This is a genomic window from Floridaenema fluviatile BLCC-F154, assembly GCF_041929135.1.
Taxonomy (GTDB): Bacteria; Cyanobacteriota; Cyanobacteriia; order Cyanobacteriales; family Aerosakkonemataceae; genus Floridanema; species Floridanema fluviatile.
This window is the reverse complement of record NZ_JBHFNS010000014.1, coordinates 18,461-43,728: the sequence shown is the minus strand read 5'-3', so window position 1 is coordinate 43,728 and position 25,268 is coordinate 18,461. Positions and strand designations below refer to the sequence as shown.

Annotated in this window: 19 protein-coding genes and 1 tRNA gene; 12 read left to right on the top strand and 8 right to left on the bottom strand. The window is 39.8% G+C overall.

Annotated elements, in window-relative coordinates; genetic code table 11:
• Window positions 1-71: 71 nt before the first annotated feature.
• Together ACE1B6_RS01025 and ACE1B6_RS01020 are read right to left on the bottom strand one after the other, a co-directional pair.
• On the bottom strand, window positions 72-1,259 hold the full coding sequence (locus ACE1B6_RS01025) for an aminotransferase class V-fold PLP-dependent enzyme (protein ID WP_413255371.1): 1,188 nt from the start codon (window positions 1,257-1,259) through the stop codon (window positions 72-74).
• 29 nt (window positions 1,260-1,288) lie between these two features.
• Window positions 1,289-2,551, bottom strand: a complete 1,263-nt coding sequence (locus tag ACE1B6_RS01020; RefSeq protein WP_413255370.1) for a class I SAM-dependent methyltransferase — start codon at window positions 2,549-2,551, stop codon at window positions 1,289-1,291.
• Window positions 2,552-2,707: 156 nt separating this feature from the next.
• Between ACE1B6_RS01020 and ACE1B6_RS01015 the strand changes: the two genes are divergently transcribed.
• Complete coding sequence (locus tag ACE1B6_RS01015; RefSeq protein WP_413255369.1) at window positions 2,708-4,135, top strand: TM0106 family RecB-like putative nuclease; 1,428 nt, start codon at window positions 2,708-2,710, stop codon at window positions 4,133-4,135.
• A gap of 25 nt (window positions 4,136-4,160) precedes the next feature.
• Here the strand turns inward: ACE1B6_RS01015 and ACE1B6_RS01010 are convergent, their stop codons facing one another.
• On the bottom strand, window positions 4,161-6,308 hold the full coding sequence (locus ACE1B6_RS01010) for an intein-containing RctB family protein (protein ID WP_413255368.1): 2,148 nt from the start codon (window positions 6,306-6,308) through the stop codon (window positions 4,161-4,163).
• 274 nt (window positions 6,309-6,582) lie between these two features.
• Here ACE1B6_RS01010 and ACE1B6_RS01005 point away from each other — a divergent pair, with 274 nt between their 5' ends.
• The 3 genes from ACE1B6_RS01005 (at window position 6,583) to ACE1B6_RS00995 (ending at window position 8,489) form a co-directional block, all read left to right on the top strand.
• Complete coding sequence (locus ACE1B6_RS01005; protein WP_413255367.1) at window positions 6,583-7,491, top strand: class I SAM-dependent methyltransferase; 909 nt, start codon at window positions 6,583-6,585, stop codon at window positions 7,489-7,491.
• Window positions 7,492-7,615: 124 nt separating this feature from the next.
• Entirely contained in the window at window positions 7,616-8,344 is a 729-nt protein-coding gene (locus ACE1B6_RS01000) for an HAD family hydrolase (protein WP_413255366.1), read from the top strand.
• A gap of 72 nt (window positions 8,345-8,416) precedes the next feature.
• Window positions 8,417-8,489: transfer RNA gene (locus ACE1B6_RS00995), tRNA-Ala, on the top strand.
• Window positions 8,490-8,635: 146 nt separating this feature from the next.
• Here ACE1B6_RS00995 and ACE1B6_RS00990 read toward each other — a convergent pair.
• From ACE1B6_RS00990 to ACE1B6_RS00980, 3 genes are all read right to left on the bottom strand, one after another.
• Entirely contained in the window at window positions 8,636-8,914 is a 279-nt protein-coding gene (locus tag ACE1B6_RS00990; protein ID WP_413255365.1) for a type II toxin-antitoxin system HicB family antitoxin, read from the bottom strand.
• A gap of 148 nt (window positions 8,915-9,062) precedes the next feature.
• Complete coding sequence (locus ACE1B6_RS00985; protein ID WP_413255364.1) at window positions 9,063-9,974, bottom strand: Rpn family recombination-promoting nuclease/putative transposase; 912 nt, start codon at window positions 9,972-9,974, stop codon at window positions 9,063-9,065.
• A gap of 277 nt (window positions 9,975-10,251) precedes the next feature.
• Window positions 10,252-12,465, bottom strand: a complete 2,214-nt coding sequence (locus tag ACE1B6_RS00980) for a phosphoketolase family protein (RefSeq protein WP_413255363.1) — start codon at window positions 12,463-12,465, stop codon at window positions 10,252-10,254.
• A gap of 188 nt (window positions 12,466-12,653) precedes the next feature.
• On the opposite strand from ACE1B6_RS00980, the gene ACE1B6_RS00975 reads away from it, so the two are divergent.
• From ACE1B6_RS00975 to ACE1B6_RS00940, 8 genes are all read left to right on the top strand, one after another.
• On the top strand, window positions 12,654-14,033 hold the full coding sequence (locus ACE1B6_RS00975) for a cytochrome P450 (protein WP_413255362.1): 1,380 nt from the start codon (window positions 12,654-12,656) through the stop codon (window positions 14,031-14,033).
• A gap of 149 nt (window positions 14,034-14,182) precedes the next feature.
• Window positions 14,183-15,463 (top strand): glycosyltransferase, encoded by a 1,281-nt coding sequence (locus ACE1B6_RS00970; protein WP_413255361.1) that lies wholly within the window; start codon window positions 14,183-14,185, stop codon window positions 15,461-15,463.
• Window positions 15,464-15,580: 117 nt separating this feature from the next.
• Window positions 15,581-16,954, top strand: a complete 1,374-nt coding sequence (locus ACE1B6_RS00965; protein ID WP_413255360.1) for a cytochrome P450 — start codon at window positions 15,581-15,583, stop codon at window positions 16,952-16,954.
• A gap of 150 nt (window positions 16,955-17,104) precedes the next feature.
• Window positions 17,105-17,848, top strand: a complete 744-nt coding sequence (locus ACE1B6_RS00960) for an LmeA family phospholipid-binding protein (protein ID WP_413255359.1) — start codon at window positions 17,105-17,107, stop codon at window positions 17,846-17,848.
• Between the two features lie 128 nt (window positions 17,849-17,976).
• Window positions 17,977-18,720, top strand: coding sequence for an LmeA family phospholipid-binding protein (locus ACE1B6_RS00955; protein ID WP_413255358.1), 744 nt, complete (start codon window positions 17,977-17,979; stop codon window positions 18,718-18,720).
• Between the two features lie 96 nt (window positions 18,721-18,816).
• Window positions 18,817-19,638 (top strand): DUF1206 domain-containing protein, encoded by an 822-nt coding sequence (locus tag ACE1B6_RS00950; RefSeq protein WP_413255357.1) that lies wholly within the window; start codon window positions 18,817-18,819, stop codon window positions 19,636-19,638.
• A gap of 199 nt (window positions 19,639-19,837) precedes the next feature.
• Window positions 19,838-21,532 carry a beta-carotene ketolase CrtO gene (gene crtO / locus ACE1B6_RS00945; protein WP_413255356.1) on the top strand — a complete coding sequence of 565 codons (1,695 nt, stop codon included), beginning with the start codon at window positions 19,838-19,840 and terminating at the stop codon, window positions 21,530-21,532.
• A gap of 79 nt (window positions 21,533-21,611) precedes the next feature.
• A complete protein-coding gene (locus ACE1B6_RS00940) occupies window positions 21,612-22,718 on the top strand; it encodes a saccharopine dehydrogenase family protein (RefSeq protein ID WP_413255355.1) in 1,107 nt (368 codons plus the stop codon).
• 99 nt (window positions 22,719-22,817) lie between these two features.
• On the opposite strand, the gene ACE1B6_RS00935 is transcribed toward ACE1B6_RS00940, so the two are convergent.
• Together ACE1B6_RS00935 and ACE1B6_RS00930 are read right to left on the bottom strand one after the other, a co-directional pair.
• Complete coding sequence (locus tag ACE1B6_RS00935) at window positions 22,818-23,567, bottom strand: cupin domain-containing protein (RefSeq protein WP_413255354.1); 750 nt, start codon at window positions 23,565-23,567, stop codon at window positions 22,818-22,820.
• Between the two features lie 150 nt (window positions 23,568-23,717).
• On the bottom strand, window positions 23,718-25,172 hold the full coding sequence (locus ACE1B6_RS00930) for a class I SAM-dependent methyltransferase (RefSeq protein ID WP_413255353.1): 1,455 nt from the start codon (window positions 25,170-25,172) through the stop codon (window positions 23,718-23,720).
• Window positions 25,173-25,268 lie beyond the last annotated feature (96 nt).

Below are 25,268 nucleotides of genomic sequence, written 5' to 3'. Positions count from 1 at the left end.
TTTATCTGCATTCATCTGCGTTTCAAAAAAGCCTTAACCACCCCACCAAAAACTCGCAGCAACATCTGCATTCATCTGCGGTTAAATTTCCCAATTTCCTCCACCAACTGATCGATTTCCGAAGGCAAAGTAAAGTAATGAACACAGGCGCGGACACAATCGGGATAACGCAAAGTGCGAATCATAAAACCTTGCTTTTCCAAAGTTTGTACTAATTCCCGGTGGGAAACTCCAGTAACTTGAAAAGAAACTAAACCGGACTCTGGGGGGGAATTTAGCAAACAGTTAACCTGGGGAAGTTCGCTTAACTTTTGCCAAAGATACTTGCTTAAATTGCAGATTTGTTGATAGCGTTCTTGGGGAGAAGCGATCGATTGATGAGTATTAATTGCGGCAGTTAATCCACAATATAAAGGATAGGCAGAGGTAGCAACTTCAAATCTTCTCGCATCAGATTGCCAACCTGTAGGTTCCCCGGTTTTATTAGTAGTAATTCCCCGCCAACCGATAAAGGTTGGATGTAAACTTTCTAAACTTTCTGGGTTGACATAAAAACCGCCTACACCTTCGGGGCCACATAACCATTTGTGACCTGTAAAAGCGTAAAAGTCAACGTTTGTTTCTGCTAAATTTAAAGGTAACATTCCGACAGATTGGGCGGCATCAATTAAGACTTTTGTTTCGGGGGAATTTTGCCGACAAGCTTGCACAATTTCGGTTAAAGGTAATACTTGTCCGGTGTTCCAAACAACGTGACTTAATACTACTAATTTGGTGTTTGGTTTTAAGTGTTTGGCGATCGCCTCCAGCAAGTCACCCCCATTTAAAGTTTCTAACAGATTGCAGTAATCAACTTCTATGCCAAATCTGCGTTGAATTTCCTGAATAGTGGCGACAACTCCAGGGTGTTCGCAATCAGAAAGTAATAGGCGATCGCCACTTTGCCAATCAATTCCCCACAATCCAATATTGCAACCTACGGTAACATCTTCCGTTAAAGTAATAGTGGCAGGTGAGACATTTAATTCTTTGGCGATCGCTTCTCTAGTTTCCTGGGATTTTTGCCCGATCCAAACATTAACTTCCTCAGAAAAAGGCCCCGCATTTTGAATAGATTGATATGCTTGTAAAATTGCTGACAATGCTACTTGTGGCATTGGGCCTTGACCGCCATAATTGAAATAAGCTTTACTCGCCAAAGCTGGAAATTGCTGGCGAAACTGTGCTAAGGAAGTTAATTTTGGAAAAACGCTATTCATTGACACTTCAATTTAGTTATTTTAGGAAATTATCCCTTCAAAATTTGTTTTATCGGGCGAAAAACTGCTTTTAATTTGTCGATCGGTGAAGTAGTTTTTGGTAATACTTCTGCGGGAGTTTCGGGAGGTAAAACTGTTAAATTTTGCAATACAGCTTCGATGACATTAATCATCATTACTCTTTCTATACCGTTGCTGCAAATCATCTTCACCATCAACAATTCTTGCGAGATATCTGCTGCCGGATCTAAATAAAAAGAACAAGTCCAGCCGGAAACTAAAGCCCGTTCATCTTTCAGAAATTCTACCACATCAGGTCGAGGATAACAGGGTTTACATTTTTGGATTAATTGCCCATTCAGGAGAACTTGTACTTCTTTAATTTCATGAGTCCAGCTAGTATCTATTGCCCAACCTTGCAGGGTAATTTCATCATGTCTGCTGTAGGTACAAAAGTCAACAAAACCTCTTGGTCTTACCCCAAGATTTAAGGTAGAGAAATCTAATTTAGGGTCATTAATTACTAAATACAAATCCTGAATTAATAGCCCTCTTTTAATCCGGTGATAAAATGCTTTGCCATTGGAAGCTTTAGCGATCGCATCTGCCACAAAAGATTCTGTCACCCAAGTCGATCCATAGTCATCTGTACTTAAAGAACGACTTTCACTAAGGGGGGCAAAACTAATTCCATTATCTGGCATTACCTGTCCTTCAGGCATCAATGCCACATCATGAACAGTAAACATTAATATGCCATTGGGAGACAGCATACTATATAGTTTTTCTAACCAAGGAACAAAGGTTTTTTCCGGGAGATGACTGAACAAAGAAAAGACAAAAATACAATCGTACTTTCTCTCTACTGGATAATCCTTTGGATTAGTCACCGAAACAATTCCATTCACCCCAAATTGGAGTTTTTGGTATTCCACTGCTTCCGCATAAATATCCGATACCCAGATTTTTTTGGGAGGCATTTCTTGGACTAAATAGCGAGTCATTCTTCCATAACCGCAAGCAAAATCCAAGAAAGAGTTAACATTTTCAAAACTTTGGAATTTCCAATTTATAATAGAAGTAACTCGGTTCATTACTTCCTTACCAGAGGTGAAATATTCCACCAAAGCCCGATTTCTGTCTTTGTGAAAAGCATCTTGCAGATACAAAAACATTTCGTCTTCTGCATTAATGCTGACGTTAAAAGTATCGGGTGAGGCAATTTGATCTAAGACAAAGGCTTTGACGATGAAATTTTTTTCTTCCCAAGTGTGCGCGTACTTAAATTCCACTTTCTCCTCACAAGTTCAATCTGGATATATTAGATTTAACATATAGTAAGCTGCTTAACTTACCTAGACCTAGAGTTGGGGTTAGTGCAGCGATCGCGTAGCGTGCCGTAGGCATATCGCCATTTCCCTACAAAAAACTTTTCCTAGTTTAAAATAATGCTCCTAACTGCTGAACTGCTACTGCAATACCAACGCTGTCATCGACGGGCGTTTCTCGATCTTTATGGAAACAAGCAAGAACTAGATCCCCCTAATGATTTTCAGTTGAAACTAAAACACGATCGCCGAACACATCAAAAAATCGTTCTCAGCGAACAAACATATCATAAACCAGAGTACCCCGATCGCGATTGGCAAGCGGGTGCAGAGGCTACTTTAACATTAATGCGTCAGGGTGTCGAGCGAATTTACAAAGGAGTTTTAATTACCCAGGTAGACGGAAATCCTTTTCCCATCACCTTACTAAGTTTCCCTGACTTACTAGTAAAACAACCCGGAAATTCGATTTTTGGCGATTGGTGTTATATTCCAGTGCAAATTGAATTAGGAAAACGTCCTAAGCAAGAATATAAAATTAATGCCGCATTTCACGCCCAAGTTTTAACCACAGTACAAGAAGTACAACCTCCTGCGGCTTGGTTAATTTTACGAGAAAGAAAGCCTTATTTCGTACCATTAGAAACTTGGCTGCCGCAAATGCAGAAAATTTTTCAAGAGTGCAGCGAAACTTTACAGCAAACCGAAACGCCAGAAATTTTTATCTCCCGGCAAAAATGCAATATTTGTCATTGGTATAGTTCCTGTTATAACATAGCAAAATCTCAAGAACATCTCTCTCTTTTACCTGGTGTTACTCCTAGTCGCTACAAATATTTACAAGAAATTAATATTAATTCAGTAGAATCTTTAGCTAATGCTAGTTTTGCTGATTTAGCACCAGTTTTCGGTAGAGAAATCACCGAACAATTATTGCGACAAGCTCAAGCAAATTTAAAAAATCAAGTAATTTTTAATGCCAATTTACCAATAAATTTGCCTAATTCAGAAGTAGAATTATATTTTGATATTGAATCTCAACCGGAAATAGATTTTGCTTATCTTTTAGGTGTTTTAGTTGTAGATAAAAAAGCTAAAACCGAGAAATTTTATCCTTTATTAGCCGAAGATTTCTCAGAAGAAGCGGCGACTTGGCAGCAATTTTTAAGTTTAGTTTGGGATTATCCTGAAGCACCAATTTTTCATTTTTGTGACTATGAAGTATTTATGATTAAAGAATTAGCAAAACGCTATCAAACGCCGAATAATTTATGGCAACCTTTATTAAATCGCTTAGTTGATGTACATCAAAAAGTCACCCAAGCAGTAACTTTGCCAACGGAAAGTTATTCATTAAAAGCGATCGCCCGTTGGCTAGGTTTTAATTGGCGCAATCCTGCCGCTAGTGGTTCCCAAGCAATTTGTTGGTATGATGAATGGTTGAAGACGAGCGATCGAACTTTTTTAGAAAAAATCGTCACCTACAACGAAGACGATTGTTTAGCCACCTATTTAGTCAAAGATTGGCTAACCCAAAAAAGTTCGTAGTCAGCACTTAAGTGCTGACTACGAACTAACCTTTGACGCAGAGAACTTGCTTCAAAGTTGCGACAACTTCTACCAAGTCAGATTGATTTGCCATTACTTGTTCGATCGGCTTATAAGCACCAGGAATTTCATCTAAAACCCCCCGATCTTTGCGACATTCCACACCCTTAGTTTGAGCGATTAAATCATCCAAATTGTAGACATTTTTTGCCTTATTTCTAGACAGTAACCGCCCTGCACCATGACTACAGGAGCAATAACTTTCATGATTTCCCTTACCTTTAACGATAAAAGATTTTGCTCCCATTGAACCAGGAATAATCCCGTAATCTTCCTCTTTTGCTCTTACTGCACCTTTGCGAGTAACGTAAACTTCCTCACCAAAATGCAACTCTTTTTCCGCGTAATTGTGATGACAATTCACCTCTAATAAAGGTTTAATTGGCTTTCCGCCAGCTAAATGTTTTTCCACAATTCGCTTAACTCGCGCCATCATCACATCACGATTATAACGAGCATAATCTTGCGCCCATTGTAAATCATGCCAGTAAGCAGCAAATTCAGGTGTTCCGGCAACAAAGTAAGCTAAATCTGGATCTGGTAACTTAATGTTTGCCAGTTTTGTTAAATCTTTCCCAGTATCAATATGATTCTGGGCTAGCATATTTCCAATGTGACGAGAACCAGAATGTAGCATTAACCAAACTTGGTTTTCTGTGTCTAGGCAAACTTCAATAAAATGGTTACCACCGCCGAGAGAACCTAATTGTTTAATGGCTTTACTTTCTAAGCGTTGTACACCTGAATGTAAATCCTTAAAATCTTGCCAACCTTGCCAATTGCTGACGGCTTTTTCAACTTCTTTATTCTCGTCAAATCCTACAGGAATTGCTGCTTCAATATCGAGGCGGATTTTCTTCAGTTTGCCTTCTAATTGTTCGGCTATAAATGGCGTTTTAATTGCCATCATCCCGCAGTTATGAACAAAAACTCCTGCTGTTAGTGCAAAGTTGCCATATTGGGGAACTGCTAAACAGTAAACATCTTGTTTTTCCTCTAATGCTATAACTTCTACTACTTTATGGTTGTAGCCGTGATGTTTTTTTCTGTGATTATGAAGACCTATAGGACTTTTGACGGTATCTCCACAAATTTCACAAGTATAAAGCCGATTAGCGATTTCTTTGCTCTTAGCTCGTCCTTTTTCGCTGAGATTATAATTGATGAGATACTGTTTTCCTCTCACACCATTTCCTGAAACAGATTTTCGGAAATGTTCGGGACATTGTTCCATATAATTAACAATGTTTTTTGTCCCTCTTTGGGCGTAGTAATTGTGACCTTCTGGTGTGTTAGCTTTACTAGCTAAAGCTTGCTTTCTTTTAGTTTCAAACTCTGAGGATTGCCAATGAGAATTTCGTTCAATTAATGAACGGTGATAGGCTGAGTGATCGCGATCGCCCATAAATTCTAAATTCTCTGGGCGATTGTCAGAAGGCTGAAAGTTTTTATGATGAATAACTGTTTTCTGTCCTGAAAAACCAGGGACTTTTCCTAACATTCCAGAACGAGCAATAATCCAATGTGCCTTTTGCCATCTACCAGAATAGTTCTGTTGAATTAATGTATAACCATCTCGCTCAACTCGTGAGTAGAAAGGCATTAAAGATTTACCTGGTTTTAATTCTTTCGCTTGCTGATAGGAACCATCTCTTAACATGAATTGATGATCGGGAGTGCATTTAATTTCTTCTCCATTGTCTAGAACTACTTTTATTAGTTCTGCGTTGTTTCGAGTTAGTCGGGCGATCGCTTTAGCGGCAACAATTCTTCCTGTTTCAGTACAGGAGTAAGTAATAATTTCTTGCTGAGATTTAGCTAATTCTGCTATGGGATAAGATTTACCATCAACAAGCGGAATTAATGTATCACCCGTAAAACAACCAATATCTACCCCCACAGCAGCAGGCATAATTGCATCTTTAGTGGCAATTACTGAACCAACTAATGCTCCTTTTCCTAAGTGAACATCGGGCATTAATGCTACGTGCTTAAACACGAATGGCAAAGATGCCACATTTTTTGCCATCTTGGTTTCCTCAGAACTTAGTTCATGATTCGCCCAAGAAAGTACAGGTGAGTTTGTCGAAATGTTTAGCTGTTCGTAAGGCATAAATTTCTATTTTATTAACGACAGAAACACAAATAAATTCCTCTCGATCCTAACAAAAGGTGAGAGTTTGGGGTCTTTGAATTACATATACTACAATACTACATAAACTTAACCTTTGTCCAGTAATGTAGAGACGTTGTATACAACGTCTCTACATTAGATTTGTCGAAAATCGAATCAATACCCACGATCGACCAACAATCTATTAATATTTGTAAAGAAGGAGACTGTCTCAGCTATTTTTAAGTAATTTAGGAAACATTGACGAAAAGCTATGCCTAGCGCAAAAAACACAATTTGGGAACGTTTTTTAGCACCTCTAATTCGTCCATTGATTGACGAACCGGGGCTAAAGCGTTTTTATGAAAGTGTAGATTGGGAAACAGAAGCCGATCGCTTCCGTCAACCAAATTTAGAATATCCCGAATATTACAGTAGCCAGAACTTTCACGGAGTCAAAGGCGGATATCTCAATCCGGGCGCTTCCGTTTCCTACGATCCAGTGACACAATACGTTTTACCACCGAATGAAACTTGGATTAGACAGGGATTGGTCGATCGGATTGGCGGAAAACCGAGAAGAATTTTAGACTTAGGTTGTGGTACAGGTTCGACAACAGTTTTACTCAAACAAGCTTTTCCCGAAGCGGAAGTAATCGGTTTGGACTTATCACCTTATATGTTATTTATGGGCGATCGCAAAGCCAAACAAGCCGGACTGCGGATACAGTGGCGACATGGTAACGCCGAAAATACAGGTTTTCCCAATGCTTCCTTTGATGTAGTCACAGCTTCTTTGCTATTTCACGAAACTCCCCCAGCAGTTTCTAAAACGATTTTGCAGGAAAGTTTCCGCTTATTAGTTCCCGGAGGACAAGTGTTAATTCTTGATGGAAATCAGAAAACCTTGCGCCACACAGAATGGTTGACAGAGATTTTTGAAGAACCTTACATTAAAGCTTATGCTGAGGGAAATGTTGACGCTTGGATGGGCGCTGCGGGTTTTGAAGCAGTAGAAACCCAAGAACATTGGTGGGTGAATCAAATTAGTCGCGGGATTAAACCAATTCCAGGTGTAGAAACCAATCCGACAAAGCCTTTCTATCAGCAAGCAGGAAATAATATATCACCTGACAATGACGATTTGCCAGGAATTCCTGCACCAGCTTTTGAAAATTCATAACTTAGGAGGGGTACGGCAGATGATATATTTTGCAATACAACAAAAGATTAATCATACTGTACCCCGACAGTCAGATTTCTCTGTAGGTTTAATCCAAAATTTCAAATCTAAAGTCTAAAATCGAATGGCTCTTAAGGCAGTTTTGTTTGATTTTAATGGCATCATTATTAATGATGAACCAATTCATGAACAGCTGATTGAACAGATTTTAATTGCAGAAAATCTGCGACCAAAGCGGGATGAATTTCGCAAATTTTGTTTGGGAAGGAGCGATCGCGCCTGTCTAAAAGATATTTTATCGCGTCGCGGTCGAGTCATTAGCGAAACCTACCTCAATCAGCTAATTTCCCGCAAAGCTCAAGCTTACCAAGAAAGATTAGCCCAAATGGATGAATTGCCTATTTATCCAGGTTTAGAAGAGTTTATTCTCCAATTACAAACCGCTAATCTAAAAATTGGTGTAGTCACCGGGGCACTGCAATCGGAAGTAGAAAGAGTATTAACTCAAGCTAACTTAATGCAATACTTTTCCGTAATTATTTCCGCCGATGATTTGAAAATTAGTAAACCAGAACCAGACGGCTATCTACTGGGAATAGAATTATTAAACCAGCATTTTGAAAATCTTGACCTGCAACCTTCCGAATGTTTAGCAATTGAAGATACTCCCGCCGGAATTACCGCCGCCAAACGTGCAGGAATGCAGGTAGTAGGAGTAGCAAATACTTATCCGTTCCATATCATCCAGCGTCAAGCAAATTGGACTGTAGATTATTTTCGGGATTTGGAATTGGAACGCATCCAGCAAGTATTTTCTGGGGAAAAGTTTCCCTCAACCGTCAGGGAATGTTAAAATAGGTTTTTGATGGTTAAAAGTCGTTTACTCGTCGCTAAAGGACTTTCGATCGCCAAAAACTACAGAAACGGGGAATTAGCTCAGTTGGTAGAGCGCTGCGATCGCACCGCAGAGGTCAGGGATTCGAGTTCCCTATTCTCCATTTACCAGCCCTTTCAAGCTGTCGGTTGATTTCGGCGTTGAATTTGCTCTGGAAATTCTGTAATTAACTCCTGTTTGGACAATTTTATCGTAAACTACAATAATTCTAGAGTTGGAGAGAGCGATCGCACTCTTCAACCCATTCCCTTAAAGCATTCCTCGATTAGAAAAACTACGGCTTTCATAGATTTCTTTGATGATTTCTTCATCGGTGCGATCGTCCTCCCAAGCGCCAATATCTTCCATAATTTTTTCCAATTTCCCATGTTTTTCTTGTACATAAAGATAGCCTTGAATGGCATCTTTGATATTTCCAATTGCTTCATCTAAGGTTTTACCTTGACTTAAACAGCCAGGAAGTTCAGGAACTTCAGCTACATAACCTTCATATTCTGGATCGAATGTGAAAATTACTTTAAATTTCACAACAAATTCACCTTTTATTTTACTTGTTAGGCATGATCGGCAAGAGTAATTAAGTATTTAGCTATATCCAAAGCATTGTACATAAGGGCAACTTACCTTGAATACTAATAATTACGATTATATCAAAATTCAAGTCAATCCAGAAGCACTAAATATGCCTCTCCAACCATCTTTCCAAATCTGCCAAACTGTTAAAATCTAATAAATCTTCTGCTAAATTTTCCAAATTTTGCACAGATAAGTTTTCAATTTGGCTAGTTATTACTTCGGAAATTTCTCCAAAACGCTTTTTCAGTAAACGCATAACTAGAGCGATCGCTTCCGTGACACGCCCTTCTTCTCTGCCTTCTTCTATAGCATAAGTCAGTCGCCCTCTCTCATCTTGTAGAATCATCGCTCGCCGCTCTACTAATTCTAATTCTTCTACTGTCATATTCGCTTGGTTGGCGATATTTAATGCTAGTTCGATCTCGCTGACTTCTCCTAATCTTTCTGGGATTTCCTGCAAAGTTACTGCTTCTTTAATAAAATAAATCCATCGATCGCTTAAACTTGTTAACTCCAATAAATCTTTCTTGAATTTCGGTAACTCTATAAATATTAGCTGCAATTCAGGATCGGGATAGGCAAATTTTTTTGTCTTCTCCTGAAACTCAAATAGAGTGATTACATCCTCAGTTTGGTTAAACAAAATAAAATCGACGATCGTCACGCCAATTACTGGGGTAAGACTAAAATAGTTTTCGCAAATTCCTAATTGATTTGTATAAGCTTTTCCCACATTATAAATCACCCTTTTGCTGAAAGCACTCACTCGCGCTATTTGCATTTCTATGAGGACAACAGAGCCATCGTTTAAAATGGCTTTGACATCTAAATAAGTTTCTTTTAAACTGAGAACTTGACCGGGATTATAGGGGTTAACAATCGTTAAGGATTGAATAACTTTTTCTCCTGAATAAATAATCGCATTCAGAAAGCTAATTAAAATCTCTTGGCTTTGTGATGAACCAAAGATTTTTTTAAAAGCATAATCTACCTTGGGACTGATAAATCTCATTTTTTTCTCCCTTTTTAGCCTGGTAATGGGTAGTAAGAATTTTATTGCGATCGCACTTCTCAACAATTGTATCTAAAAAAATTAAATCAAATATTTCCAACTAAATTTTATCTCCTTTTCTGATAATTGTCATATCATGTCCGGTTAATTACCCATAATGTAGAGACGTTATATATAACGTCTCTACAGGGTTTTGCATTAAGGCTGATCGATCGGACATAATATCAGCCCCCACCCAGTTTTACCCAGGCGGGGGCATTTCAAAAGCTCAAAAAACTTAGTGGATTAATTCGATCGCTCTCTTAGTCAACGCCTCCGCAGTCAACCCATTAAACGCCATTAATTCACCAGCAGAAGCGGTAGTTTCTCCCCGCTTCCAAGCGAAAGTATCGCGTTTAGAATTACTGCGTAACATAATAGGTTCTAACATTCCAGAAGCGCCACCAGTTACACCAATTAACGCATCTCCATCAAAGATTTCAGCAAACTTTTCATCACTCAAAAATTCGCCATCTGCTTCAGAACAAGTATCCCAAGCGACATCAGTTGGACGATACAAACGGCGGGGATTGATAATAGAAACAATCTTCGCGCCAATACCTTCATTTTCTAAGAAAGTTGCCGCTTCAAACACTGGCATTAATGTCATGTCGCCCACAACTGCAAACACAACTTTCTTACCACCAGCAACTTCATGCAACACCACTGCGCCATCTTTTAAACCTTGGCGAGTTTGTGCAAAAGTAGTGCGAATTGGTAAAGGTGATTTACTTGCGGTAATCACAATTCCCTTGTTTTTTGTGGTTAAAGCCCACTCATAACAGGCTTGAATACTGTTAGCATCAGGTGGGAATAATGGGAATACATTGCCATTCCGCATCATCGCTGCAAAATATGCTTCAATTTCTGGGCGTTGGTGTGTCCAACCGTTGCGTCCTTGCTCTAAAGCACCCGCAGTAAATAAGGTAATTGTGGCAGGAGTTTTACGGCGTAATTCTGCCATTGCTTGCGTAACAGTTTGCCAAATTGGTAAACCATTGATGGCAAAAGATTCGTAAGAACACCACAATGTTCTGCCACCCATTAAAGATAATCCAACTGCCAAACCTGCACAAGCATCTTCACTCAAAGGTTCGTAAACTTGTCCGTTTGGTGATTGGTTGTAAAGGTCATCTGTGGTGGGGTGAATGATTTTTAATGCTTGGTTAATGTTGGCAATTCCTGATGCTTCGTTGCCATCAGCGTTGGTGACTAAAAATGTGCGATCGCTCTGTCCAACCTTACCCACCAAAACACCCATTGCCGTAGTTGCAACTTTCGGATCTCCGCCAACAGGATATTCTTCTAAAGGCAATTGTCCTAAGTCTGGCAATGGTAATTCAAACTCAGTTACCGCAGTTTTCGCCGCAGGACCACCACCAGCACGTTCGCAATTTGTTCTGACTAATTGCCATGTTTCGGCAGTTAATGACCGACCTTTCAAAGCATCAGAAATGTGGGGTGCATCTAAGGTATCTTTCGGATAAAGGTTATGAGATTTTGCACCTCTGGCGTGAACTCCTGCACCTTTTAATTGTTTGATAATAAAGACAGTTAATTTGCCGCTTAGTGCAGATTTTGCCGCTTTATCAACACCTTCTAATACTGCTTTGGTAAAGGCGAGACGTTGTTCAAAAGAAAAGGCGGTGCTATCGACATAATCGCCTGTTTGATTGCGATCGTCAAAATCTTTGGCATCAATTAAAACGACTTCTGCAAAACCATTTCCCCGCCAGTATTGCAACATTTCGGCATTGGTTTTTGTGGAAACCATGCTGTGATGTTCCTGACTGTAACCGTTCCAAATTAACACGGGTAAAAAGTTAGTTACTCCACCAAAAGCAGTGTTGAAATGTGCCATACTGCTCATTGGGTAAGGTTCACCCATGCCACCATCACCCATCGTAAAAGGGAAGAGTTTATCTCTGTGCAATAGTGCAGCTGCCATTGCAAAATGTTGCCCTTGTCCTAAAGGGCCAGCAGGTGCGAGAATGCCGGGAATATAACCGGAAAGGTGCCCTAAAAGACCGTGTTTTTCACGGAAACGATCGCGCAATTGTTGCACATTATAAATGCCCATGTCTTCCAAAGAGCGATCGAGAAACATCGAACTATAAAAACCTGGAGCGTGGTGCCCAACTTCTGTGATAATATTCTTGTAGCCCAGCATAATTAACGCCGCGTGAGCTTCCGCAGAACTGGCAAAACCGCCTGGGTGTCCAGAAGCTTTGGAACCTGTAATTTGCAAAGTTAAATAACGCAACGCATCAGCCAACAACAGAGTTTGATAAACTGCATTGGCATCACTCGGATCGGAAATTGCTGTTTTTCCCTCAGCAATGGCAGGAGTTTTACCATAAGTTTCAAAATTTGGTAGCGATTCCCCAAAATATTGAATACCTTCACAAAAATCGGGAAATGCTGAAGTTGCTTTTGGTGTGGTTGCAGTCATGCTGAGTTCCTTATCAGTATTAGGAGCGATCGAATTTACTCGATTTACTTAAGGAAAATTTTACAACTTTTAGGTTATAAAATTTTGAGAATTAGAAGTGCTAAAGATAACTAAGTCCGATGAAACCCATAGAAAAATTAGTTAAGTTAAGTTAGTTGAAGTTGCGAAAATAATAGGCAGCAGAGGCAATGAAACAACCACCTGTCGTTCAAAGACCCAAATTTATCCAAACACTGCAATGGGTTTTTCGCCCGATGCCATACATGGAAGAGTGCGCCAAACACTATGGCGACATATTTTATTTAAAATTAAGTAGTTTCGGCTCTGGGGTAATGGTCAGCAATCCCCAAGCACTTCAGCAAATTCTGTCCAACGATACTAAGCAATTTAGCGCCCCTGGTGAGACAAACCAGATTTTTGAAGTTTTTACGGGAAAGTACTCGGTTTTTACTCTCAGTGGCGCACAGCACCAGAGGCAACGCCAATTGATGATGCCTCCTTTTCATGGCGATCGAATGCGAACTTACGCGGAGACTATTGCCAAGGTGACAGAGGAAATCATGAGTCGCTGGCAGGTAGGCGAGTCTTTTTCGGCTCGGACTGCAACTCAAGCTATCACTCTGCGGGTGATTATGCAAGCGGTTTTTGGTTTGTATGAAGGCCCACGCGCTCAACAGTTGGAGAAACTTTTAGGAGAAATGCTTGATAAAGGAAGTTCTCCGTTGAGTGTTACTATGCTCTATTTTCCATTTCTACAAAAAGATTTGGGTTCTTGGAGTCCTTGGGGTCAATTTATCCGTCGCCGAGAACAAGTCGATCGACTTATTTATGAGGAAATTCGGGAACGGCGAGCAAATTTCGATCCATCGCGCACAGATATTTTGAACTTGCTAATGGCAGCAAGAGATGAAGCAGGAGAAGCGATGACTGATGAAGAATTGCGTGATGAATTAATGGCTTTGTTAACCGCAGGTCATGAAACTACCGCAACAGCTTTAGCTTGGGCATTATACTGGATTCACAAAATCCCAGAAGTCCGAGAAAAATTGCTGGCAGAATTGGATAGTTTGGGCGATAATCCAGACTCCAATGCTATTTTTAAATTACCTTACCTTAATGCAGTTTACTGCGAAACTTTGCGAATTTATCCTGTGGGGATGCTGACTTTTCCTAGAGTAGTGCAAGAACCTGTAAATCTAGTGGGTTATGATTTGCAACCAGGCACAGTTTTATTAGGTTCAATTTATTTAACTCATCAGCGTGAAGACTTATATCCTGAACCGAAAAGGTTTAAACCAGAAAGATTTTTAGAACGGCAGTTTTCACCTTATGAATTTCTGCCTTTTGGCGGTGGCGCACGTCGCTGCATCGGTTTTGCCTTTGCTCAATTTGAAATGAAAATGGTGTTAGCAAAAGTGCTTTCAAGTTTAGATTTGGCATTAGCTGACGATCGGGAAGTTACACCTGTACGTCGAGGTTTGGTGACAGCACCTAATCGGAGTATTCAATTGTTAGTTAAAGGTGAACGAAAAGTGAAATCTCGGAACTTAGAGACTGTTAGTAGTTAAGGGTTATGTAGCAGAGTTGGCGAAGATAGATCTTCGTAAATTTCAACTCTGTTGCATAATTGCGATCGCTACTTCCGAAAAAATCCTAATTTAGACAATTTAGATAGTAATTCAATCTAAAATTGAAAATCTCAAATGCAGAGTTTCCTATGACCCATTTTGGTATTATCTGTCCTGGCTCCACTGGCCCCCTGAACACCATGCTTCCCTTGGGCCAAGAACTTCAAAGGCGTGGTCATCGCATCACCCTATTCGCAATTACAGATGTGCAACCGAAGGTACTGGCAGCTGGATTGGAATTCAGCCCAATTGGTGAGAAAGAATTTCCAGCAGGATCAACAGCACAATACTTTACCCAATTGGGACAACTAAAAGGGCTGGCTGCATTGAGATATACCATTCATTTGCTCAAACAGACTGCTGCGGTTACGCTTCGGGATGCTCCATCGTTACTTAAAGCAGCAGGTGTAGAAGCTTTGCTAGTCAACCAAGGTTCCGTAGAAGGAGGAACAGTTGCAGACTTTCTGAACATTCCTTTCGTAACTGTGTGTAGTGCTGTAGTACTTAATCGAGAACTTGGTGTTCCTCCTTTTAACACCGACTGGGAATACAGCCCAGCTTGGTGGGCGCGTTTCCGAAATCAAATGGGTTATCTGTTACTTAGTCGTGTGGCACAGCCAATTCGAGATGTAATAGCTGACTATCGCCGGGAGTGGCACTTACCTCTATACGCTCAACCTAATGATGTTTACTCTCAACTAGCTCAAATCAGTCAAGCACCTGCTGAGTTTGAATTTCCCAGACAGGAATTACCTCCTTGGTTTCATTTCACTGGCCCTTACCATTCTTCAGCCAGTCGGCAACCTGTTCCTTTCCCCTATGAAAAACTGACCGGGAAACCATTAATTTATGCTTCGATGGGAACGCTGCAAAATCGTCTGATTAGGGTTTTTCAAGATATTGCTTTTGCTTGTGAAGGATTAGACGCTCAGTTGGTAATTTCTCTGGGGGGTTCAGCCGATCCAGAATCCTTACCGGAATTGCCAGGAAATCCCCTGGTTGTGAAATATGCCCCTCAATTGGAAATCCTCAAACAAGCAAAGTTTATGATTACTCATGCGGGAATGAATACAACTATGGAATGCTTAATGAATGGTGTTCCAATGGTAGCAATTCCAGTTACTAACGATCAGCCAGGAGTAGCAGCGAGAATTGCTTGGACAGGTGCAGGAGAGATGGTAAAGTTGAAAAATTTAAGTGTTCCCAAATTGCGAAATGCGATTGAAAAAGTGTTGACTGAAGATTCTTATAAAAAGAATGCTCTCAGGTTACAATCAGCAATTAGACAATCTGGGGGAGTGAGTCGTGCTGCTGATATTATTGAGCAGGTTGTTACTACAGGAAAACCTGTATTAGCTAAAACATTGTGAACTGAAATTGTTCACTCTAAAGAGCGATAGGTGCTACGCACACGCTACTCGATCGCAAATCTCCCTTGCTTACTTTAGCTTCGAGACATACTAGAAAAAACTCGAAAAATACATTTTATGACACTACCTCCAAGTCCAAAAAGTCCCGGAATTATCCAATTATTGCAATGGATAACTAACCCATTAGGATTAATGGATGATTGTGCTCGGCGTTATGGCGATACGTTCACATTGCGGGTGGGTACAAATTGTGCGCCGATCGTATTTTTAACCAACCCGCAAGCAATTAAAGAAGTTTTCACCGCTGATTATAGACAGTTTGCTAGTAGCAAAGCTAATGAATTAGCTAAACCTTTGGTGGGACAGAATTCTTTATTTTTAATGGATGGCGATCGCCACAAACGAGAACGTCAGCTATTAATGCCACCTTTTCATGGGGAAAAAATTCGCAGCTACGGCGAATTAATTAAAGATATTACCTTAGCAGTCACTAAAGATTGGCAAAGCGGACAAACTTTCATTGTTCGGGATGTCATGCAAGAAATTACTTTGGGGGTGATTTTAAGAGCAGTTTTTGGTTTAAACGAAGGAGAACGGAATCAAAAATTACGGCATCTTTTATGTGAAATGCTTGATAATATTAGTTCTCCCCTGAATTCTGCTTTGCTATTCTTTCCCCAATTACAAAAAGATTTAGGTTCCTGGAGTCCTTGGAGTAAATTCCTCCGTCGTCAGTCAGAAATTACCGAACTTTTAATGGCAGAAATTCAAGAACGACGGGAAAATTTCGATCCCTCACGAAGCGATATTCTTTCGCTGCTAATGTCAGCTAAAGATGAAGCCGGAAATCCGATGAGTGATGCCGAATTACATGATGAATTACTAACTCTTTTAGTAGCAGGACATGAGACTACAGCAACTTCTTTAGCTTGGGCATTATACTCAATTCATCATGTTCCGGGAGTGCTAGATAAATTATTGCATGAAATTGATAATTTAGGGGAAAATCCCGACCCAAATATAATTGCTAAACTCCCTTATTTAACAGCCGTTTGTAATGAAACTCTGCGAATTTATCCGATTCTTTTTATTACCTTTGGTAGAGTTGCTTGTTCTCCGGTAAAAATTATGGATCGGGAATTTGAAGTAGGGACATCGATCGCACCTTGCATTTACCTAACTCATCGTCGGGAAGACTTATACCCAGAACCAGAAAAATTTAAACCCGATCGCTTTTTAGAAAGACAATTTTCCCCTTATGAATTTTTACCCTTTGGCGGTGGTACTCGTCGCTGTATTGGTATTGCTTTAGCACCTTATGAAATGAAAATTGTTCTCGCAATAATTTTAGCAAATTGGCAACTATCTCTGGCAGATAAAACTCCCGTTCGACCGATTCGCCGCGGATTCACATTAGGGCCGAAAGGTGGAGTGAAAATGCTCATCAAAAATCAGCGATACCGATCCGTTACAGAGAAAATTGCGAATTAGATTAATTGTAGAGACGTTGCATACAACGTCTCTACAATTAACAAATTTATGGCACAAAAGTTAGAAAATTTATTCAGACTAAATATAGATTAATTCTCCTAGCTACAGCCCTAAAGTAAGCAAGTATAGGCTAAATAGGGGAATTAACAAATGTCACAAGAAGATCAACCCAACTTAGAAGAAAAAGTAATCTCAGCAGCAGTAGAAATGGGGCTATCTAGTAAGCTAGATTCCGCAGAAAACCTTGATGTAGATGTGCAAACCAATTTGGTTGATATAGTCCAAGGACAAGCAAATTCTGTTTCAGTTTCCGGTCAAGGTTTGGTAATGCAAAAGGATATCCGTTTGCAAGAAATGGAAATCCACACAAATCGGATTACTATTAATCCTTTAAGTGTACTTTTTGGCGAAGTTGAACTTTCCCAACCAACGGACGCGGCGGCTCGAATTGTTATTTCAGAAGTAGATATTAATCGGGCATTAAATTCCGATTATGTCCGCAGACAGATGCAAAATTTACAGTTAGATGTAGATGGGGAAATTGTCACTTTAGAATTGCAGAAAATGCGGATTGAGCTACCGGATTCTAAGACAATTATTTTCAATGGTAGTACCATATTGCACGAACGAGAAAGTACTCGATCGCTAGATTTTCAAGCCGTAATTCACCCAGGTACTATTTTTGAACCTTTGTTAATCGAATCTTTTCGCTGCACTCCCCCTCCCGGTATTTCTTTACAATTCGCTGTTGCTTTAATGCAGAAGTTTAAAGAATTGGTATTCTCACCATATTTTGCCGTGGATGGAACAGCTGTGCGGGTGCAAAAGATGGAGTTGCAAAAAGGTAGATTAACCATTTATACCACAGCGAAAATCACAGAGATTCCCTCTTAAGACATAAATAAACTTGCTGATTTTTACTCCTGAATAAATACAGATCAAACTCTGTCGAGATGTAGATACAATTCTGGATGAAAACAACCTAAATTGTATGTTAGTAATCTCACATTTGAAGATTCAAGATGTCAGCAGATCAACCAGGGTTAGGGGAACAAGCACTTAGTAAAGCCGCCGAAGTGGGATTATCTACTCAGTTGGATGAAGTGGAGGAACTGAATGTAGATGTTCGCACTAATCCAATTCAGGTAGTTCAGGGAGAATTAGATTCTGTCTCCATTGAAGGCAAAGGTTTGGTAATGAAAGAAGAGTTGCGAACCGAGAAATTGCAAATGGAAGTGGGTAGTATTGCAATTAATCCTCTGAGTGCAGCTTTTGGCAAAATTGAACTTTCTCATCCTACGGAAGCAGCAACGAGAGTTGTGCTAACTGAAGAAGATATTAACCGCGCTTTTAATTCTGATTTTCTTCAGGAAAAGTTGCAAAATATCAAGGTAGATTTCCAGGGTAAACCCGCAACTGTAGATACCAAAAAAGTAGAATTTCGCCTTCCTGGTAATGACAAATTTAGTCTCTCGGCAACTTTTCATTTACGAGAAACAGGAGAAACAAAGCAAACTGCTTTTACTGCTGTTCCCCAAATAGCATCGGGAGGAAATCGCATTTCTCTAGAACAGGTGGAATATAACGAAGGTGAAGAAATTTCGCCAGAACTAACGCAAGCTTTGTTAGGCAAGACTAGCGAATTGTTGGATTTGAGTAACTTTGAACTCAAAGGAATGTCATTGCGCTTGAAAAAGTTAAATGTGCAACCGGAAAAACTGATTTTAAAAGCTGAGGCTTATGTAAAAGATTTTCCTTCTTCTTAAAGTAATACTACCAAGTCAAAAGTGATTTCTTGCTTTTGACTTTCTAATTTCTAAAAAATCATTTATTAAATTCCCTATCGTAAACAACTAACTACTATGAGACAACAAACAAGAGATGTAGAACAAAAAGCCAGACAACTTGCTGCCGATCCTTGGGTAGAAAGATTAGCCAGACTTGGCTTAGTTTCTAAAGGAATAGTTTATTCAATAGTCGGGATTTTAGCGGCACAAGCGGCTTTTGGTACAGGTGGCAGAACTACTGACACCGCAGGCGCTTTGCAAACAATTGTCACTCAACCTTTTGGCAAGTTTTTATTAGTTTTGGTGGCAGTTGGTTTGTTGGGTTATATGCTTTGGCGATTTATCCAAGCATTTTTAGACCCGGAAAATAAAGGTATTTTTGGACGCTTAGGCAGTTTTATTGCTGGTGTAATTTATGCAGGTTTGGCTTTAACTGCTGTAAGATTAATTATGGGTTCTGGAGGTGGAAATAGCAATTCTACGGAAGATTGGACGGCGCGTTTAATGTCACAACCTTTTGGTCAATGGTTAGTAGGAATTGTGGGAGCATTAATAATTGGTTTCGGATTTTATGAGTTTTATAAAGCTTTCACTGCTAAGTTCCGCGAACATTTAAAGTGGCTACAAATGGATCAAAAAGAGAGAGCTTTTGCTACTAATGCTGGTAGATTTGGTTATTTTGCTAGGGGTGTGGTTTTTGTGGTGATTGGCTTTTTTCTAATTCAAGCGGCGCGTTTTTCTAATCCTAATCAAGCTAGAGGTTTTGGTGAGGCATTAGCGACGTTAGCAGGACAACCTTATGGGCCTTGGGTTTTGGGAATTGTGGCGATCGGTCTTTTAGCTTATGGTATTTATACAATGGTGGAAGCTAGATATCGCCGGATTGTCACTACATGATTTGTTATAAACTAAAAAAAGTGTGAACAATCGGACAAAAAAGAGGGAAAATAGAAACTTAAATGTTTTCCTCTTTTCTGTCTCTTTTCGTTTCAATTGATGCGATCGCCATAGCAAAAATTTCTGTAATTCGACAGATTTTTTACATTTATTTATTTTTTAGAATCGAGGAAATATGCTACCGCCCGGAGTTGGATAAATGGAAACTTATGATGTGGTAATTATCGGTGCAGGTCACAATGGATTGGTTTGTGCTGCCTATCTCTTAAAAGCAGGATACAGCGTTTTATTGTTAGAAAAGCGATCGGTCCCTGGAGGTGCAGCAACTACAGAAGAAATCATCCCAGATAAAGCACCTGGTTTTCAATTTAACCTCTGTGCCATTGACCATGAATTTATACACTTGGGGCCAGTAGTTGAAGAATTAGAACTGGAAAAATACGGCTTAGAATATCTCTTTTGCGACCCAGTTGTATTTTGTCCCCATCCTGATGGAAAATACTTTTTAGCGCACCGTTCTGTAGAAAAAACTTGTGCAGAAATTGCCCAATTCAATGCAAGAGATGCTCAAAAATATGCCGAATTTACTAACTTTTGGCAACGGGCAATTGGGGCAATGATTCCCATGTTTAACGCCCCACCAAAATCAATAGTTGATATTGCTGGTAACTACGATTTAAAAAAGATTAAAGATTTAATTTCGGTCATTGGTTCTACTAACAAAACCCTTGACTTTTTGCGTACTATGCTTACCAGTGCTGAGGATATTCTTAACGAATGGTTTGATGAGGAATTTATTAAAGCACCTTTAGCTAGATTAGCCTCAGAATTAGGTGCACCTCCTTCCCAAAAAAATCTCGGAATCGGAGCAATTATGATGGCAATGCGTCATAATCCAGGTATGGCTAGACCTAAAGGGGGTACTGGTGCTTTAGTGAAAGCTTTAGTAAATTTAGTTAATAGTTTGGGTGGCAAAATTCTCACCGATCAAAAAGTAGAAAGAATCTTGGTTGATAATGGTCAAGCTGTTGGAGTGCGGGTAGCTGGTGGCACAGAATATCGCGCCAAGCGAGGGGTAATTTCTAACATTGACGCAAGGCGAGTTTTCTTACAATTAATGGATGAAAGTGATGTAGATGCTGCCGATCCAGAATTGCGAGAACGCTTAGAACGTCGCATCATCAATAACAATGAAACTATCCTGAAAATTGATTTGGCAATGGATGAACCTTTGCGGTTTGTGCATCACAATCACAGAGATGAATATTTAATTGGTTCAGTGTTAATTGCCGATACCGTCAGACAGGTAGAAATTGCCCATAGTGACCCTTCAGTTGGTAAAATTCCGTTAGAAAATCCTTCGATGTATGTGGTACAACCAACTATGTTAGATCCTTCGATGGCACCGGAGGGAAAACACACTGTTTGGATTGAGTATTTTGCGCCTTATAATATTTTTGGCGCTCAAGGAACGGGTTTAAATGGTACTGGTTGGACGGATGAATTGAAGAATAAAGTTGCCGATCGCGTCATCGATAAACTAGCAGAATATGCCCCAAATGTAAAAACTGCAACTTTTGCCCGTCGCGTGGAAAGTCCCGCAGAATTAGGCGAACGTTTGGGAGCATATAAAGGTAATTATTACCACATTGATATGACTTTGGATCAAATGGTGTTTCTCCGTCCTTTACCAGAATTAGCTAACTACAAAACACCAATTGAAGGACTATTTCTAAGTGGTGCGGGGACTCATCCCGGAGGTTCAATTTCGGGAATGCCAGGAAGAAATTGCGCTCGTGTTTTCCTGCATTCTCAACAACCCTTTGCCCAAACTTTAACTGATGCGGCAAATTCATTAAGATCGACAGCAAAATCGATTTTTAAGACATCATAATTATCTAGGAGTTCCGAATAAATCTAAATTTGGAACTCCTCACAATTTCCTAATTGCAGTTAAGCAAGAGCATTTTGACATGGGAGAAAAAATCTTAATTATTGGAGGAAGCGGCAGAATTGGTAGCAGTGTGGCAGCAGATCTAGTTAACCACACAGAGGCGGACATTACTATTACTGGCAGAGAAACAGAAATAGGAATTAAGGTAGCAGAAAGCTTAGGTGAAAGAGTCAATTTTTTAGCTTTAGATTTGGCAGATACAGAGAAACTAAAAGAGGCAATTACTGCCAGTAGAATTGTCATTCATTGTGCTGGACCTTTTCATTACCGCGATGCTAATGTTTTAAAAACTTGTATTCAGGAAGGTGCTGATTATTTGGATGTTAGCGATCATCGATCGTTCACCAGTAAGGCATTAGAATATAAATCTGCGGCAGAAACAGCGGGAATTACTGCAATTGTAAATACGGGAATTTTTCCCGGTATTTCTAACAGTATGGTGCGCCAAGGTGTCGAACAATTAGACAAAGCAGAAAAGATTCATTTAAGTTATGTAGTTTCGGGATCTGGTGGCGCAGGAATTACGGTAATGCGAACCACTTTTTTAGGTTTGCAACGTCCGTTTGTGGCGTGGATTGATGGCAAATGGCAAGAGTTGAAACCTTATAGCGATCGCGAAACTGTAGAATTCCCTGCACCCTACGGAAACACAGGCGTTTACTGGTACGATATGCCAGAAACCTTTACTCTTCCTGATACTTTCCCCGTCCAAACTGTAATTACAAAATTCGGTTCTGTACCCGACTTTTACAATTATCTTACTTGGTGGGTGGCGAAAACTTGGCCTAATAGTTGGATTCAAAATCGCAATGTAATTGAATTTTTGGCTAATGTTAGTTTTAAAATGACTAATGTTAGCGATCGCTTTAGCGGAATAGGTGTAGCCATTCGTTCCGAAGTCACCGGGCAAAAAGATGGAAAAAACACTAAATATTGTTCTACTTTAGTCCATCAAAATACCGCAATAGCCGCAGGTTATGGCACGGGTAGTATAGCCGAATTAATCTTAGATGGCAAACTGAAAAAACCCGGAGTTTGGGCTGTAGAACAAGCACTTCCGACCGATTTGTTTGAGCAAACAATGACAAGTCGAGGCATAAAAATTCAGGAAGAGTGGTTATATTAGATTAGGTTGATAAATGGTCAAAAAGCTTTGCTAAGTGTGTATGACGACAACTTAGCAACATCCTTTTAGAATCCCCTGTGTTTCTAACCAGGGGAGATGTCAAACATCTGTTTCTCCAGGATGTCGAAAATCTTCCCCAACAATAAACCTCGTTGTACTATCAGCAGGATATGTCTTAACGTAAATAAGACAACCATCTTTTGAAGCTGGGCTATAAGGGCAATTTGGTGCATACCGTAGCCAACTATAAGTTGGGTAATCTCCTAACTCATCACTCCAAGTTCCTTGGATAACAAAGATTTCTTTAACCTCAGTCTCAACGACATTAGATAACTTAGTACCAGGCTGCCACCGTTCAATCCAGACCTTTTCTGGGTATCCCACTTGCTCGTAGAGGGGTTGAACCTCAATTTCTGCCACAGTTCCAGTTTGCCAAGGCAACTCGAAAATATTCGTTCTTACTTGCTGACGAGTCTTGCCACCGTGTTGACGTAATTTAACAAAAGTTAGGCATCCTTCATCACTAAAGGGGCGGTGGATAAAGCCTTCAGGATTCAGCATATAAGTTCCTGGTGGATGCACACCTGTTTCGTCTTGAAAGTTTCCTTCAAGTACCAAAATTTCCTCTCCACCAGGATGACCATGCAACCCGAAAAACCCACCAGGCTCGAATCGAGTCAGCATTGTTACTGGATGTTCTTGAACTTCTTGATCAGATTCAAAACAACCAAACAAAATCCCATGAAAGTCTGTTTGATGCCAAATTAAGGAGGTTGGTAGTGCAGATGTGTGGATGCGTAAGTCTGCGCGAATTTTCTGGGGTTGCCACAGAACAGAAGAAGATCCCATGTTTAAAATTGAATTAATATTGGCGATAAAGGTTGTTATTTTTGCCAATTTTATCACGAAGAGGCTATTAGCTGAAATTGCAAATAAAGATAAATAATGACCAATTAAACAAGCTATTTTTAGCAAAAACTTGTAAATTAGTCAATAACCTTAATTTGGTAGAAAATTTCCCTTCTTAAACCATACCGCAGTATAGTCAATTCGATGAAGGTTAAATTGTTCCCCTCTCAAACGTTCAAAATCATGTAAAGCTTTCTTGCAACCGTCCCAATAACCGTAGTCATCCACCTGAATCAGACCATTAGGAACAACGCTGTCATAAAGTGTATTAAAGATGTCCATTGTTGATTCATACCAGTCTCCATCAGCGTGTAGTAAGGCAATATTACCGATCTCTGATTTATATTGAGGCAATGTTTCAGCAAACAAACCTTTAACAGGTACAACAATATCTTCGACGTTTAACAATTTGCAAATCGACTTTATATTTTCTGCGATTGGAGCTTTTAAAGCGCCAACTCCAAATCCTGTGAGATTTGCAGGTATTCCATTGTATATATCAACTTCACTTGGATCTGGCATTCCTGCAAAAGTATCACAGGCATAAAGTAAGCGTGGGCGAAGGCTGTAGCGCTTTATTACGAATGCTAAAAGTGCTGCTGCTCCCCCTTTATAACTTCCACATTCAACAAAGTTTCCGGGAATATCTTCTATACAAACTTTCTTCGCTAGAGAGTAGAGTGAAAATAAACGTGCTTCACCTAATAAGGTATAGGGTCGGATAGCCGTAACAATTTCCAGGAATTCTTTGACTAAATCAGCTGATAAATTACTTACTGAGTAGTTTGGCAAATGCTCTGGTAAATTCCAATTCACTTTGGGGTCGGGCTGATGTTGAACTGGCTCAATATTCCCCCGCCAAGCAACTCCCATGATTTGCATAGTTTGATAGATCATTGTATTCCAACCCTTTTGTTTTAAGTAATCTAAACCTTGGGCAACATCAGGAGAATTTAAATCATGAAATAAAATTAAAGCATCTGTCTGTGCCAATTGTTCGCAGATTATCGCATCATTGAGTGGACTTGGAGCATCATGAGAGCCATCAATGAAAAAGAACGACCACTTGCGTTGTAATTGTTGTGCTAATTCCTCTACTTTTTGTGGGCTATAACCGATGACTAGATTAACTAAGTCCATCACACCTGCACATTGCAGAGAATTAGTTACACTTTCATAGATATCTTCTTTGGCTAATAGAGGGTCAATTACATCTAATTCCACTCCTGCTAAAGCTATATGACAGGCAGACCAACCATACCAACAGCCAATTTCTAAAGCTCTTTTACCTCTAAATTTTAGGGCAGTATTATAAACAATATTGGCTTCATCTCGACTGAGAAATCCCACATAATTGTTTCTTTGATCCACATACCAATTGTGAGGAATTTCCCGTCTTAGATAAGGCCAATCGGAAGCACTGGTATCTTCCACAATCATATTAGGGAAACATTTGTCTGGCTTGATAATTTCCAAACCAGGGGAAACATAATCTCTATCTGTTAACAATTCTCTGTCAATAACTTCTACTGTTTCTTTGTTCATCTTTTCTTTCTTATAGGGACAACACTACTCCAACGGGTCATGTAAAGGCGGCTCTAAAATTTAGCTTCTAGGTCAACCTTTAAAATTAACTAAGGC